Genomic DNA, 14,364 nt, shown 5'->3' with positions numbered 1-14,364 from the left:
AAGATGAACAAATATTTAGCTTATTTTTACTGTGCTAATAACGACTATGGCTTAGAATTATAGTTCATCATTAACACAGTGTTTATTAGCAATGTGTGAATCAGTTAACACTTCTCTGTAAACGGCTGTTATCTCGGCCGTTAGCTTGCGATACTGCGGCAATTTTCCTCATTAGTGCTGTCATTTTCAGGAATAAAATGGATAAAAATCTAGAAAAATCTCTCGGCCAATGGCTTAAAAAGCAAAAGTCATCTTGTGGCATATTCTTGAAACTCAGCATTTTTACTGGGGCACTAAACGGTGTCGCAATAGTAATACAAGCCTATTTGTTGGCTCATGTTTTACACGGTGTGATCATGCTTGAAGCGCCAATGAGTCAATTCACTAATCAATTTATCGCACTGGTTGTACTCATTTTAGTGCGAGCTGGACTTGCATATGCTCGTGAGCGATTGAGTTTTGAGGCTGGTAAGCGATTACGTCGAGATATTCGTGAGGCGGTTTTAAACAAGCTCACAGATTTAGGCCCAGCATTTATCAAAGGGAAACCTGCTGGGGCTTGGGCCAGTATTGTGCTAGAGCAGGTAGAAGACTTACATGACTTTTACGCCCGCTACTTACCGCAAATGATGCTCGCAGGTTTTATTCCACTGATTATCTTGGTGTCAGTATTTCCGATGAACTGGGCTGCTGGGGTTATTTTATTTGCAACAGCGCCATTAATTCCTATGTTTATGATTTTGGTGGGAATGGGCGCTGCTGATGCTAACCGTAAAAATTTCAGCGCGCTATCTCGTTTAAGTGGCCATTTTATGGATCGGTTAAAAGGGTTAAGTACCCTTAAATTGTTCCACCGTGGCGATACGGAAGTGAATAAAATTGAAGCCGCGTCAGAGGACTTTAGACAACGAACCATGTCTGTACTGCGAATGGCTTTTTTAAGTTCGGCGGTGTTGGAGTTTTTTGCGGCATTATCTATTGCAGTATTAGCTGTGTATTTTGGCTTTAGTTATTTAGATCATCTTAACTTCGGTCATTACGGCGCAGGAATTAGCCTGTTCACCGGCTTGTTTATTTTGATATTAGCCCCAGAGTTTTTTCAACCATTACGTGATTTAGGGACTCATTATCATGCCAAAGCTCAGGCTATTGGGGCGGCAGAGGCGTTAGTTGAATTGCTTGAACACCCCAACCCGTTGAAGCAAGTTGATGGTAAGTTTAGTGAGCAAACCGCACAGCACCATCAAGTGTCGTTATCAAAAACCGCTATCACAGCCACAGACTTTGAGGTGCTTACCTTGTCGGGAGAGCGGCTACTCGGCCCAATTTCATTTGAGATCCAATCGGGTCAAAAAGTTGCTGTTGTTGGCCCAAGCGGAGCTGGAAAAACCAGTTTATTGAATGCGTTGCTCGGTTTTTTACCTTACAAAGGCTCACTCAATGTTAATGGCGTTGAATTGAGTGTGATAGATAAGCAGCAATGGCGAACGCATCTTGCTTGGCTTGGGCAAGATCCTCAGCTATTTCATGGTTCAATCCGTGACAATGTGTGCCTAGCAAATCCAGAGTTGAACGACAATCAAGTGATGGGGTTGTTGGAAAAAGCCAATATTGCAGAGTTTGTCTCCAGTCAGCAACAAGGGCTCGATACCATCATTAGCGATCAAGCATCAGGGGTTTCAGTTGGGCAAGCGCAACGTATTGCACTGGCTAGAGCCTTAGCTCAACCCGCAAGCTTATTCTTGCTTGATGAGCCAACAGCAAGCTTAGATAGCCATAGCGAGCAGTTAGTATCAAGTGCCCTGAGCGATGCGATGACATCGCAAACTTGTATTATGGTGACGCACCGCTTAGAGCAATTACAACATATGGACAATATTTTAGTGATTGATAATGGCTCGCTGGTTCAGCAGGGGCATTATGCAGAACTTAGCCAACACAGTGGGTTATTCAGCAGTATGCAACAGCAAGATGATAATGATGTTTTGCTCAGTCTTTCAGAGCCTGCTGATAATGAAAAGGAGGGCGCGTAATGAAGTCATTATTGCCTTTCATTAAGCTGTTTAAGCGTCAGTGGTTCATGATGCTGATTGGCCTTTTTCTCACTTGCACTACGATTATTGCAGGCATCGGCCTCTTGTCATTATCGGGCTGGTTTTTATCGGCGACTGCGATAGCGGGCTTAACGGCGGCCACGGCGTTAGCGTTTAACTTTTTTACCCCCGCTGGTGGTGTACGTTTTTTATCTATCGCCCGCACAGCAAGCCGATATGGTGAACGATTAGCAACACATGAAGCGACCTTTAAATTACTCACCGAGTTACGTGTATGGTCTTGGAAAAAGCTATTCCCATTAAGTGCTAGCAACCTACAAGGTTTGAGGCAAGGGGATATGCTTAATCGGTTAGTGGCCGATATCGATACTTTGGATCATTTATACTTGCGATTATTAGTACCAATGTCTGCATCATTGTTGACGGTCGGTGCACTATATGCCTTTATCGCTTGGTTTGATGCCACACTCGCTATCAGTTTAACGGTTTGGTTATTGGCTGCATGGTTAATTTTACCGTTAGTGTTCTATCGTTTGGGTAGAAAACCCGGTGAAGCGGTTGTTGATAATAAGCGCCGTTTTCGGGTGCTGGTGCTTGATGTGATTCAAGGTCAGGCAGAGTTGACGCTGTTTTCGGCCAATGCTCGCTACCGTGAAAAGCTACATCAAGCAGAGCTAGCGCTCTTCAATAGCCAAGCTGCAATGGCGCATATTACTGGTTTGAGCCAAGCCTTATTGATTATGGTCAATGGCGCAGCTGTGGTGATGATGATGTATCTTGCTGGTCAAGGTGTGGGTGAAAGCGTACCGCCAGGCCCATTAATGGCTATGATGGTGTTTGCCACCATGGCGACCATTGAAATGATGATGCCGATTGCTGGCGCATTTCAACACTTATCTGGTTGTGTATTAGCGGCAAAACGGATCTCTGAAGTGACTGAGCAAACTGCAGATATTAGGTTCGGAGATGTTGGCCAGTTACCACAAAGTGAGCTTATTCTTAACGATATTCAGTTTGGTTATCAAGCAAACAGCCCAGTATTGTCGGCACTCAACCTGCACATACCTCAAGGGAGTAAAGTCGCGTTATTGGGCGCAACAGGCTGTGGCAAGTCGAGTTTATTAAGCTTGATCACACGTGAGTGGCAGCCGCAGCAAGGGCAAATTTCCTTAGGCGGTCTAGATATTGCTGAATATGATGAGGCCACACTGCGAGCATCTATGACTGTCGTCAGTCAACGCATTCATTTATTTGCGGGCACAGTGAGAGATAACCTCTCGATTGCCTTACCCCATGTCCCAGGTCAAAAAAGGCGTGCGAATGATGAACGTTTAACTGAGGTACTGAAGCAGGTTGGACTTGAAACCTTATTAACCTCTAAAACGGTTACCGATCGAGGTGAAGAGATTGGCCTAGATAGCTGGATTGGTGAAGGCGGCAGACAGTTATCAGGCGGAGAGCAGCGCCGTATTGGGGTCGCTAGAGCCTTATTACGTGACGCGCCAATCTTGCTACTTGATGAGCCAACAGAAGGACTTGATAAGCGCACCGAACGCGAAATATTACGACTGTTATTTGCCTTAGCTAAAGGTAAAACCATGTTGATGATCAGTCACCGTTTAACTGCCATGGCTGAAATGGATTGTATTCATATGATGGAAAACGGCAAAATCAAAGCCAGTGGCAGTCATCAACAGTTAATGTCAGATAATACTGATTATCAGCGCTTGTATCAGCATTTAGGCAAAGAAGCGTAATAGGACTGTTCTTGTTATCGTTTAAGAAGCTGTTGGAAAGCACTTTTTGAAAGGTTAATGGCAATAAAAAACGCTAATCGATTTGGGTAACAACCAAGCGGTTAGCGTTTTTTAGCTTCAGCTCAAGTTAGGTTGGATAAAGTTCAACGTCGTGGCGCTTCGCCCACACCCGACGAAAGGGAAACAACAGCATTTCCCTTCTCGACATCCCTTGCCGCCCCTACGAAATTGCTCTTAAAAGCGAGCAAGCCTCATGCTTATTCGAAAATAGCTAACACTTTAGATAGGCCATCCATGGCCAACTAAAGCTAGCCTGACGTCCTGTCAGGCTTTCGCTATTACTTTAAATAAAGAGTCTTCAACGCATTTCAGCAATTTCAATGGGGAATATTGAGCCTGCAGGTTAATTGGTTTCTTCTAATCCTTAGGAAGTTATTTTTTAGCTTGCCGAAGAAGGCTAAAAACGAAGTTCAAAGCTGAATAATCCCCCGTTGGAAATCTTTCGCTTTCCAGAAAATTTCGCCGGGGCTGCGGGGGAGATGCAAGAGGGGTGAGCAGTTTCACCCTTCTTGCTCGGGTGTGGGCGAAGCGCCACGACGTAGATTTTATTTTAAAAATAGTAAAATAAACCTTGGTGGAAGCCAGTTTATTGAGAATGACGGATTCAGTTCACCATTTGATGCATCTGCTTATTATCAATAATCCTTACAGCTTTAGTCTCTAACGATGGCTCACTTACTAACTCAGTATTTGATTTAACAGCAACAGCCAACATGTTGTCTGCCACAAGTTTCCCTGTAATGGGTTTGTACTTGGCTAAGGGGCCAATAAATACCCCTGATGCAATAGCAAAAAACTTCTGGCCAATATCTTCTAAAGTACGCTTGTCTGCACGACTCCCTATTAACAAACTTGGCTGAAAATAGTGAATGCTGGTTATAGGTAGTAGCGCTAAATCACGCTGTATTTCACCTTTAATACGATTATAAAATACCTTTGAATTGGGATTAGCATTCAGTGCGGTAACAACGAATAACGCTGTGCCATTATCACTTTGATGGGCCACAACCAATCTGCCAAAATCGAGTACAGCTTGGTAATCAACTTTTATGAAGTTAGCCTGACTACCAGCTTGCTTCATCGTGGTACCTAAACAGCAAAAAGCATGGTCAATTTTTACGGGTAAACTAAGTGTAGGTATTTGATCTAACTGGGCTTGCATAAAGCACAACTTAGCAGCGCCTTGTTGAGTGGTGTTGATAGTGGGCCGACGACGGCCAATCACAACCACTTGCTTATAAGCATCATTAGCCAGTAGCTCTTGTAATAGCTGCTGACCAATTAATCCTGTTGCGCCAATGATGACAGCGTTCATTTTATTCCCAGATCATGTAATCGCGTAAGACTTATTTTAACAGGTTTTAATTTTTAATAGCTTCCATTGATAAACTAGATGTTGTTTGAATATTGGTGATATCTAACTTGAATTAGTCAAAAGGCGCGTTTAACTTGTGTATTAATCTCAGATACCGCACTATTTTAGTTGCTGGTTTCAGCTACCCCCAAGGAGAACATAATGGGACTTTTTGATGCGATTTTAGGTAATTCATCTGAAATGGATTTAACAACACTTCAGCAAGAGCTGTCACCGATTTTAGCTGATAATGAATCTGTTCATATGGGCTACAAATTAATCCGTGACATGTTTGTATTTACCGACAAGCGTTTGATTTTAATTGATAAGCAAGGCATGACTGGCAAAAAAGTCAGTTATCACTCTGTTCCATATAAATATATGACTCATTTTATTGTTGAAACTGCTGGTACATTCGACATGGATGCTGAGTTAAAAATTTATATCTCTGGTACTGAACACCCGATAGTAAAAGAGCTTAAAAAAGGAACGGATGTTGTGGGAATTCAAAAGGCAATTGCCAACTTTTCATTGTAATGCCTGTTCACTACTTTTAGTAAAATGACAGTTATGTCGCTTACCTAGTTTGGGCGTTTCAACAATTGCTTGCTAGGAAACGCAGTGACATGACACTGCATTAATATCGGATGGCTTTGTAAATAATGACCGACAAACAGCACGCATCATTAAATGACGCACCTAAATCGATTCAACTTGCAGTCGATTTGATTCAATTACTTGAAGAAAACAATATAGATACAGTGACCGCAATTGAAGCATTACAAATTACGTTAGATGATTTTAAAAAGAAGTTAGAGAAGCAATAGTTTGTGTGTCGTATGGCTTAGGAGTATGTGAGTAGCAATAAGCCAAGTGTGATTAAGCAAGATCGAACTAAAATAATAAGGAACATTTATGACTGAAGCGCACCTGCCATTAACAGACTTTATCGAATACCCTCAAGATGAAATGCTTGAGCGGGCTAAGTCCAATTATCAAAATGTGAAACGTCGTCATTCTATTCGAAAATTTTCTGATAGACCTGTGCCACAAGCGATTATCGAACAATGTATTTTAGCTGCAGGGACAGCGCCAAATGGTGCGAATCATCAACCTTGGCATTTTGTCGCTATCAGTAACCCTGAAGTGAAAGCACAAATTCGTGAGCAAGCAGAAGCCATCGAACAAGCATTTTATGCAGGGCGAGGTGGCGAGGAATGGCTAGATAATTTAAAGCCATTAGGTACCAATGCCAGCAAGCCTTACCTTGAAACAGCTCCTTGGTTGATTGCCGTTTTTACTAAAAAACGTAGCGAGGATAATGGCGAGCAGAAGCAAAATTACTATGTGCATGAATCGGTTGGTATTGCGACTGGTTTTTTACTGCAAGCGTTGCACAATGCAGGCCTTGGTACTTTAACGCATACTCCTAAACCTATGTCATTTTTAAGTAAAGTGTGCGGTCGAGATAACGATAATGAACGACCATATATGTTGATTGTTGCTGGCTATCCTGATGAAAATGCCACGGTGCCACAACATGCTCTTGATAAGAAAAGTTTGCCTGAGATAAGTGATTTTATTGATTAATTCACTTAATGGGCCTGTTCACAGGCCCATTAAAGGCGATCATAAGCATCAAATATTAACGTTTACAGGAGAGCAAACATGGGGTTTCAGCGAATAATGGGGTTGCATGTGAGTGATACCGCTGAGTATCAGCGTTATCGAGAAGCTATGATGCCGATTTTGACGCGTTATGGTGGCAGTTTCGGTTACGATTTTGAAGTCTCAAAAGTGCTAAAAAGTAAAACGGAACATCATATTAATAGGGTATTTACCATCGAGTTTCCCTCGCAGACGGTAATGGACACATTTTTTAATGATCCTGAGTACTTAGTTGTAAAACAGCGTCACTTTATGTATTCAGTGTCTCATGCTACTGTGATTGGTTTACACGAAACGACGCTATGATGAAGATTACGTATTGATAGGATAAATGATCTGCTATGGCATTATGCAGGTGATAATGACGTGTTTTATTTCTTGCTAATGATGTCGACTTACCATTTTAAACCTTGCACCTTTTACATCTTACACATTTTAATTCTTACATAAGTTATCTAGCATCAGTCACTAATCACTTTCGACTCACTTCAGGCGCTCACTTCAATGTGCTGATATCTATGCGTTAATACCAAGTCTTATGACTGTGTATTTGTCCTTCCTTTGTTTTTGTTATCTTTGGAATAGCTTGTATTCAATAATTTCTATAAGCCGCGACTTCTAACGTTTTTGGTTAACAAAACCCATTTTTTATACGTCATTCTATTCAATAATTTGATGGCGATAAATAAAGTGGTATATGAGTTAATGAATTGTTTTTACAATTATTTATTTGATTTTTGATGGTTTTTTAGAGCTGGGCAACGGTTATTTATAGTGGTGGTCGCTATAGTTTTGGGTGATGGGTTTTTAGCGCAGCTTCTTAATGTCGTTCACGATAAATTAGCGAGTAAACCCTATATCGATTAACTGTAAATGACTTTACTGTGCTGATTAGTATGGCGCAGAAGAATATCACATTGCCTAGGGCTCATGGAAAACTTATATTTGACGTTGGGAATAAGCCAAGATGCAGATGCTGAGGAAATATCAGCAGCCTACGAAAGCTTATATTTATTTTATCATTCTGACGATTATCAAAGTGAATATGCTGATACCGATGTCAAACTTGCCAACATTGCAGTGTCCTATGACATCCTAAAGTCCGTTACCAAACGCCGTGCCTACGATGAATTATGGCAACACTATCAGCAGAATAAATCTTCTGATCTGTTAGTCGATGTGCCTGATATGGACTATGAGTTTGAAGTTGATGGCGACCACATGGCTCAATGGACTGAACGGGTTGAGCAATACCCTCAATTACAAGAGCTTTTTGATAATCTCTCTGGTTTGTCTATGGTATTAGCAATTTCTTTTAAGGCTTACTTAATTGAAAGTCAGCGTTTTGAAGAGGCGGAACGCTTGGCATACATCATGTGTGCCCAATATATACGACGCTTCTTTGATGAGGAGCAAAATATCAAACCGTTGGCTGAAGGCTTACTTAGTGCAACGAGTGTGTCAGAAAAAGTGACTGTCGATGAGTTATTTAAGCTACAAGGGATAGAGGTCAACATTGAAAATGAAGTCATTGATTTAACTGAATCTATTTTTAAGCATAATCAAAATGACTTCGATTCGAGTCATCATCGACGCAGAAAAACGACTCAAAAAGAGGGGGGGACTTCGCCGATCTCTTCCCAAGCGTCAACAGAAGACATATCTACACAGATTGAAGGCGAACATCGCTTGTCTCAGGTAACACCAAGGGCAAAAAGTGCAACAAAGCTAAATGAGCCCCTTTTGAGCGTAACAAAAAGAAGAGTATGTAAAGGCGTTGCCGTCATCGTGGTGAGTCTATGCTTGCTTGTGAGTGTTTCCATTGTTGCTTTTTAAGGTGCATAAACACTGGTTAGGCTTATTTACAGGGCTTATTTTCAGCGCTTACTTCCAACCTTGGAGCCATTGACGATTGTCCTTTAAATCTCGCCAATTAATAGAAAACTCTTGTGCATTCATTTCAGCGCGAATAATGCACTCTGTGACATTCTGATCTTCATCCTTACTCACCTTAATCACCGAAAAGTGTTTAAGTTTTTGGGTGACATTTACTTTAGTCCACTTGCTGTGTAATAGCTTTTTAGGGTGTAAAGGGTTCATCATTTTCCTTAATAGTTAATGCTAAGGACAGTAATTTGCTAGGCATATTAACTTCATACGTAGACATTTCTAATAAAGTTCATTGCCCAATGGCTGCGATTAACTCTTTAGTTAACGCTTTAGTTAAGAATGCTGAAAACCACTTATGAGGTTCAATATTTCTTATTCGTGAATGCTGAACTCAGTGCAAAGGGAAATGATATTGGGCATTTTGTTGAAATGGATAAATGCGTCACTAGCAACCAAGCCAGATGGTGAGTGTTGAGGGCTTTAGGATCTTACCTACTTTGACTGCAGTTAAGTCATGATTCATGGGGAAAATAACAACACGTAGCTTAGCAAAAGGCTAGCTACGTGTTTAATTTCGCTTGTTAAATAAAGCGTTGGTTTATTCAGCAGTAGGCTGTTTCATGTTATCGCATACTAGGCAAACGATTGATAAGCAAAGTGCATAAAAACCAATCATTCCTAACACCATCGCTCCACTCTCGCTCCACAACATGTCAAGAAACACTTCTACTTCGCTCATTTGTTTACCTCTTAGTCATTACAATGGGATTAAGTGACATCTATAGGTCACTTGATATCAACTAACGAAAAATTAATTTTCAGTGGCTAGCTGATTAAGGGGCGCGAATATTAGCAAGAACAGATTAATAAACCATCAAAACTTAAAGTTATTACTCTAATTTTGGCGTTTACGAGGTAAAACTTAACAATCTCGAATCAGTTTTGTTAAGAGTCTGGTGTTTTTTAACGCATTGGTTGGCAATGTTACTGCGTATGGTGGGCTTTATTTTTGGTTGTTTTTGATTTGAATTGTCATTTGAGTGGTTAGTTTAAATGGGTATGTACACTAAGTTAGGCAAGGCCTCTTCGTTAAAATATTCCTTTCGTTGAAATGCATTTATCGAAAATAATGGTCTCATTCGCTTTTTTAGGTTGATGAAGGGTTCGAAGCTTGTATTGCCTGTTGTAATTGGGCGAGATTATTGACGATGACATCAGCCTGTGTTTGATAATCGGGTTGCTTATGATGATTGATAAAAACAGATGTCATGCCAGCATTTTTAGCCGCTTGAATATCATAGAGATAATCACCTACATAAATGATCGTCTTAGCGGGTAATTGCCATTGTTTAGCTATCGCCAGTAGCGCATCGGGAGCGGGTTTTGCAGGATAACATTCTCGGGTTAAGACTAAATCAATATCAATATTATTTTGGGTAAGTTTAGTGGCTGTGGCTGCTTTGCTGTTTCGAGTGACTATGGCACAAGGCAATGACAAGGCTTTAAGGGTGTTGAGTAATGGGTGCATATTGGGTAAGGCTTTAGCATTTAGAGCATCATTGGTTTCATGTTGAATGATGATATCGTGTGCTCGTTGTCTTTCAATATGAGTTGGTAATGCATCAATAAAATCTAAGATATCGATATTAAGCGGGCATGCTAACTCTTGTTTTATATGGGTAAAGTTAAGCTCCGACTCTACTAATGTGCCATCTAAATCAAATATAACACCCTGAATACCTGTTAATGGGCTCATTAGTGGTCCTTATTCCTACTTTACATTCACTTTATAAAGTGACCTCAGCTGATTTTTTAGCACATATTGGTGCTAACTCGCACAGCATAGAAGCACCTATTAATCATGCTCTTCAAATTCAATACTGTCTAGCTGTAATGAGAATGCACCAGCTTGTTTATTCGCAATCAAAAATCCCACTCGATTAACGTTATTAAATTCGATTGTTGGTGCGTTTATACTTCTTCCACGAAATTGGGCAGCAAAATCGGTCTGGCTAAATAAATGCTCGGTGACTTGGCCCTTTGTGGTTTCAAAGTTGGCTACATAGGCTTCGCCAAATGAAAGCTCCGAGGTTTTAAATCTTAGCTGATACTGCTTCCCGTCGCCCAGTACCGTTAATTTGACTTGTTTTGTTGCGGGAATGGATGAAGTGATTTGATACTCCATTGAGGCAAAGCCGCCATTGTTTTCTAAAGACACTTGACCGCTAAAGTGCACATGGCCTGAGGAGTTAATATCGGCTTTTGTCGTGGCACTATGGTTAATTTCAATTTGGCTAGAGGATATGCCGCCCATGACAGAGTCATTGCTTATCCTTGCGGGGGTTAATTTATCTGAAGAGGCAAACTGTATTTCCATGGCACGGCTCCCAAAGCTGGAGAGTAAAAAACCGTAAACGGCTATAGCAAACAAGCATTTAACAACAAGTGCAAATAAGCCACCTGACGAGGTAAAATGTTGGTTTGATTTTATGGACAAGCCTATCATATCTGGCTCCTTTTGCTTAATCGGACAACATTGATGAGTGTAAAGCAACACGTAAAAACAGGATAAAAGAGCGACTTATCTCGGGTGAAAGATAAGCCGCAAAAGGGTCGGACGGAGATTAGTAATGAAAAGTCATTTCAGTGTTGGGTGCCTATTCTTCGGTAACAAAGTCGTCCATTAAAATGACAGAGAACATTGAAGTGTCATTTTCTGCATCAACGGCAGCTACGCTGTATAACCCATTTCCTGCTAATGATACGGCAAGTGGGCCTATGGCGACGGTTTTGGTTCCTGTTACTGTTACACTTACGGTGTAATCACCTGGTGCAACACTTAAACTGCCTGATGCTGCTTTAAATGGCACATCTGTTAGCGCTGGATCAGCATCACTGATATCGGCTGTTGGTGTTAGGTAGACATCAACATTACCAGCAGAATAAGATGCGTGAATAACATTTAGTCTTGCTTCAGTGGCAATACGTCGAGTGTGCTCTGCAAAAGCCCATGGGCTAATATCATTGTCAGCAAGAGAGCCAACAGCGAGGACTGAATAGCTGGCGCCTTGCATCAGATCGACAGCTGCATCTTTAATCACTTCGACCGAATTGTCAGCATCTGCTGCTACCGTCACAGTGTGCATGCCTTCTGGAATATTGACGTAGCCTGCGAAATTACCAAATGACAGCATATCAATAGCTGGTGTTGTGCTGCCGTCTAAGAAAACATCTACAGCGGGGGCATCAGCTACTGCATGTACGACACGAATATCGCTACCACTATTAACGTCATTCAGAAGGACTTGCCCTTCTGGTAGTGCAACAAGTAGGGCGACTGGTGAGTCTCCTGACCATTCATTTGGAATAGCAGAGATAAAGTAATCCATTCCAGCAGCTAAATTGACCGTTCCTGAGTCGAAAACAACCGTTTTGTCTCCTGCTGGAGTAATTCTAATTTGGTAGTCGCTTGTGGGGACTTCTAATTGATCGCTGTTGTCCATGTAGTTGGCTGACAGGGTAGGATCCATCATGGTGATATCGGCCATTGGTTCTGTCACATATATATCAACAAGTCCTACGCTTGGTGTTGCATGTAACACTTGTACCCGAGCGTTATCAGCAGTGATGTCAGACTCTTCATTTGCAATGAGTTTGAGCATTAAGGTTTCGTCACTTACCTTACCCAGAGCAACGGCGGTATATTCCATATCTTCAGCCACTGCAAGTTCTGCTTCAAGTACTGTAAGCGTTGTGCCGTCAGCAAGTTGTGCGTCAACTGCGATTGCATAGGTGTTGGTGGCGACTTCTAACAAGCCGCTAGACATTGCATAGTCTACGTCACTGAGTAACGTCGCGCCGTCTGCGGTGACATTGACCATTGGCGCATCACTGCCAGCGTGGATTACACGAATGTCTGCATAGGTAACAACTGGAGCTTCGGAATCAGCTGCTGTGATCGTATCATCGTCATCATCTGAACAAGCAGTTAAACCAATCAGTGAAAAGCATAGTGCAAGAGAGTAGATCCTTTTCATCGTTCTTTCCTCAAAATGTGTTTCTTAAACGAGCTATTTAATTTCTGTTTGATTGCTGAATTCAGGCGCTGATTTCGAGGGGTAATACGGCAATTGCTAATTTAGGATCATTTTTTTCTGCTGAAATTGTTCAGTTGAGATAAGTAAGACCATGCTGCATGGAAGCATAATTATCATCGACACTCGATCTTTTTAGTTTTAATCTGTAAGTAGAATAGGGTTCTTAAGGCATTTTTCGTGACTCAAAAAAGCAGTAACAATGAGCAAAAAAATCACCAATGTTTAAAGTGGTTTCGTTTAATTTATTTAATTTTATTGAACCGCCATCAGCGTATTATGACTTTGAAAATATCTATTCTCATCAACAATGGCAGAAAAAATGCGGTTGGATTTGCGATTATTTAGCTGCGCATCAACCCGACATTATTGGTTTTCAGGAAGTGTTTAGTCCGGATGCATTAAAAGCGTTATTGGCACCATTAGGGTATCAATATTTTACCGCTTTAGATGAGCCTAGTTTAATCAGTGATTATGTTTATCAAAGCCCTGTGGTGGCGATTGCATCCAAATATCCCATTATTGAATCCGCATTAGTGACACCTGATGCAACCTTGTTTCCGCTTATGGGGATTGCTAATGACTTTAGCTTTAGTCGTAAACCTTTACGGGCAAAAATTGCATTAGCTGAGTTTGGTGAGTGCGAGTGTTATGTGGTGCATTTAAAATCTAAACGCAGTGGCATGGGAGTCGATACTCTGGCCGAGTCAGGTATGCAAGGTGGCGCCGATTTAATGGCTCGCCAAGCACTTGGTAGTTGGGCGTCTAATATGCAACGTGGGAGTGAAGCGGCTTTATTGTTTAATGAAATCACCAAGCAGCGCACTGAAACTCAGCTGCCAGTAATATTAATGGGTGACTTTAATGACACGTTGCAAAGCACAGCATTAGAGGCTTTTAGAGCGAACGGTAAGCGGGTATTTCGTAATGATATTATCGATCCTAGCTTGAGATTATTGAACGATAAAATGTTAGCTGACGCTTTTGCTGAGTTTAGTTTGTTCGATACATATGAGCTGTTTCAGACCAGAAAAAAATTGAATGCTACTTTAGCGCAGGATGAGTATGAGTCAGGTTTGCATGATGAAGATTCCGATATTGCAGAAGATGTTTTACCACCTGTAGACCCTCTTAAATATGCACGCCAAGCAACTCACTATTTTGGGAATACTGGTTCAGTATTAGATTATATTTTGGCTTCATGTGAATTCGATGCTAGCCATCCTAAAAACCTTGCCGAAGTCAGTGATTATCAAACCCATGATCGTCACCTTGTGAGACCTGAATACGAGCGGGACAGTGACAGCACAGATCATGCGCCTATTATGATGACTTTCACATTGCGAAGCTAACTCAGCTTGTCCAATACAACCTGTTTATTCTCATCTATTTCTATAAGTAACTTATTTATTTTTAAATAAAAATATTTTGCTGCGACAGATTTTGTCGCAGGTTAGTATTAAGCTAAATACTCTAGAAATGGAGAT

At 41.3% G+C, this 14,364-nt stretch carries 14 protein-coding genes; 8 read left to right on the top strand and 6 right to left on the bottom strand.

What is annotated here, in order from left to right; translation table 11 throughout:
* Positions 1–197 precede the first annotated feature (197 nt).
* Both cydD and cydC read left to right on the top strand, forming a co-directional pair.
* On the top strand, positions 198–2,033 hold the full coding sequence (gene cydD / locus SJ2017_RS17535) for a heme ABC transporter permease/ATP-binding protein CydD (protein ID WP_080916666.1): 1,836 nt from the start codon (positions 198–200) through the stop codon (positions 2,031–2,033).
* Complete coding sequence (cydC, locus tag SJ2017_RS17530) at positions 2,033–3,811, top strand: heme ABC transporter ATP-binding protein/permease CydC (protein WP_080916664.1); 1,779 nt, start codon at positions 2,033–2,035, stop codon at positions 3,809–3,811. The genes cydD and cydC overlap by 1 nt, the downstream gene beginning before the upstream one ends.
* A gap of 664 nt (positions 3,812–4,475) precedes the next feature.
* On the opposite strand, the gene SJ2017_RS17525 is transcribed toward cydC, so the two are convergent.
* Positions 4,476–5,186, bottom strand: a complete 711-nt coding sequence (locus SJ2017_RS17525; RefSeq protein WP_080916662.1) for an NAD-dependent epimerase/dehydratase family protein — start codon at positions 5,184–5,186, stop codon at positions 4,476–4,478.
* Between the two features lie 201 nt (positions 5,187–5,387).
* Here SJ2017_RS17525 and SJ2017_RS17520 point away from each other — a divergent pair, with 201 nt between their 5' ends.
* The 5 genes from SJ2017_RS17520 (at position 5,388) to SJ2017_RS17500 (ending at position 8,729) form a co-directional block, all read left to right on the top strand.
* Positions 5,388–5,762, top strand: coding sequence for a PH domain-containing protein (locus tag SJ2017_RS17520; protein ID WP_080916660.1), 375 nt, complete (start codon positions 5,388–5,390; stop codon positions 5,760–5,762).
* A gap of 125 nt (positions 5,763–5,887) precedes the next feature.
* Entirely contained in the window at positions 5,888–6,052 is a 165-nt protein-coding gene (locus tag SJ2017_RS17515) for a YbaM family protein (protein ID WP_080916659.1), read from the top strand.
* Positions 6,053–6,140: 88 nt separating this feature from the next.
* Entirely contained in the window at positions 6,141–6,815 is a 675-nt protein-coding gene (locus SJ2017_RS17510; RefSeq protein WP_055025100.1) for a nitroreductase family protein, read from the top strand.
* A 78-nt stretch (positions 6,816–6,893) separates the two neighbouring features.
* Positions 6,894–7,199: a DUF1330 domain-containing protein gene (locus SJ2017_RS17505; RefSeq protein ID WP_080916657.1), complete on the top strand. Its 306-nt coding sequence runs from the start codon at positions 6,894–6,896 to the stop codon at positions 7,197–7,199.
* 624 nt (positions 7,200–7,823) lie between these two features.
* The gene (locus tag SJ2017_RS17500) at positions 7,824–8,729 is read left to right on the top strand and encodes a J domain-containing protein (RefSeq protein WP_080916656.1); all 906 of its coding nucleotides are present in this window, start codon (positions 7,824–7,826) and stop codon (positions 8,727–8,729) included.
* A 48-nt stretch (positions 8,730–8,777) separates the two neighbouring features.
* On the opposite strand, the gene SJ2017_RS17495 is transcribed toward SJ2017_RS17500, so the two are convergent.
* From SJ2017_RS17495 to SJ2017_RS17480, 5 genes are all read right to left on the bottom strand, one after another.
* A complete protein-coding gene (locus tag SJ2017_RS17495; RefSeq protein WP_055025103.1) occupies positions 8,778–8,993 on the bottom strand; it encodes a TIGR02450 family Trp-rich protein in 216 nt (71 codons plus the stop codon).
* Between the two features lie 388 nt (positions 8,994–9,381).
* Positions 9,382–9,522: a hypothetical protein gene (locus SJ2017_RS21520; RefSeq protein WP_156003341.1), complete on the bottom strand. Its 141-nt coding sequence runs from the start codon at positions 9,520–9,522 to the stop codon at positions 9,382–9,384.
* A gap of 408 nt (positions 9,523–9,930) precedes the next feature.
* On the bottom strand, positions 9,931–10,539 hold the full coding sequence (locus SJ2017_RS17490; RefSeq protein WP_080916655.1) for an HAD family hydrolase: 609 nt from the start codon (positions 10,537–10,539) through the stop codon (positions 9,931–9,933).
* A gap of 99 nt (positions 10,540–10,638) precedes the next feature.
* A complete protein-coding gene (locus SJ2017_RS17485; protein WP_080916654.1) occupies positions 10,639–11,289 on the bottom strand; it encodes a CIA30 family protein in 651 nt (216 codons plus the stop codon).
* Positions 11,290–11,440: 151 nt separating this feature from the next.
* The gene (locus SJ2017_RS17480; protein ID WP_080916652.1) at positions 11,441–12,820 is read right to left on the bottom strand and encodes a DUF4397 domain-containing protein; all 1,380 of its coding nucleotides are present in this window, start codon (positions 12,818–12,820) and stop codon (positions 11,441–11,443) included.
* A 278-nt stretch (positions 12,821–13,098) separates the two neighbouring features.
* Between SJ2017_RS17480 and SJ2017_RS17475 the strand changes: the two genes are divergently transcribed.
* Entirely contained in the window at positions 13,099–14,229 is a 1,131-nt protein-coding gene (locus tag SJ2017_RS17475) for an endonuclease/exonuclease/phosphatase family protein (protein WP_156003338.1), read from the top strand.
* Positions 14,230–14,364 lie beyond the last annotated feature (135 nt).

It is taken from the genome of Shewanella japonica (assembly GCF_002075795.1).
Lineage (GTDB): Bacteria > Pseudomonadota > Gammaproteobacteria > Enterobacterales > Shewanellaceae > Shewanella > Shewanella japonica.
This window is presented reverse-complemented; position numbering and strand designations above follow the sequence as displayed.

Excerpts from the sequence above, each read along its gene's own strand:
- cydD (WP_080916666.1), top strand. The coding sequence starts at position 198 with ATGGATAAAAATCTAGAAAAATCTCTCGGCCAATGGCTTAAAAAGCAA.
- cydC (WP_080916664.1), top strand. The coding sequence starts at position 2,033 with ATGAAGTCATTATTGCCTTTCATTAAGCTGTTTAAGCGTCAGTGGTTC.
- SJ2017_RS17525 (WP_080916662.1), bottom strand. The coding sequence starts at position 5,186 with ATGAACGCTGTCATCATTGGCGCAACAGGATTAATTGGTCAGCAGCTA.
- SJ2017_RS17520 (WP_080916660.1), top strand. The coding sequence starts at position 5,388 with ATGGGACTTTTTGATGCGATTTTAGGTAATTCATCTGAAATGGATTTA.
- SJ2017_RS17515 (WP_080916659.1), top strand. The coding sequence starts at position 5,888 with ATGACCGACAAACAGCACGCATCATTAAATGACGCACCTAAATCGATT.
- SJ2017_RS17510 (WP_055025100.1), top strand. The coding sequence starts at position 6,141 with ATGACTGAAGCGCACCTGCCATTAACAGACTTTATCGAATACCCTCAA.
- SJ2017_RS17505 (WP_080916657.1), top strand. The coding sequence starts at position 6,894 with ATGGGGTTTCAGCGAATAATGGGGTTGCATGTGAGTGATACCGCTGAG.
- SJ2017_RS17500 (WP_080916656.1), top strand. The coding sequence starts at position 7,824 with ATGGAAAACTTATATTTGACGTTGGGAATAAGCCAAGATGCAGATGCT.
- SJ2017_RS17495 (WP_055025103.1), bottom strand. The coding sequence starts at position 8,993 with ATGAACCCTTTACACCCTAAAAAGCTATTACACAGCAAGTGGACTAAA.
- SJ2017_RS21520 (WP_156003341.1), bottom strand. The coding sequence starts at position 9,522 with ATGAGCGAAGTAGAAGTGTTTCTTGACATGTTGTGGAGCGAGAGTGGA.
- SJ2017_RS17490 (WP_080916655.1), bottom strand. The coding sequence starts at position 10,539 with ATGAGCCCATTAACAGGTATTCAGGGTGTTATATTTGATTTAGATGGC.
- SJ2017_RS17485 (WP_080916654.1), bottom strand. The coding sequence starts at position 11,289 with ATGATAGGCTTGTCCATAAAATCAAACCAACATTTTACCTCGTCAGGT.
- SJ2017_RS17480 (WP_080916652.1), bottom strand. The coding sequence starts at position 12,820 with ATGAAAAGGATCTACTCTCTTGCACTATGCTTTTCACTGATTGGTTTA.
- SJ2017_RS17475 (WP_156003338.1), top strand. The coding sequence starts at position 13,099 with ATGTTTAAAGTGGTTTCGTTTAATTTATTTAATTTTATTGAACCGCCA.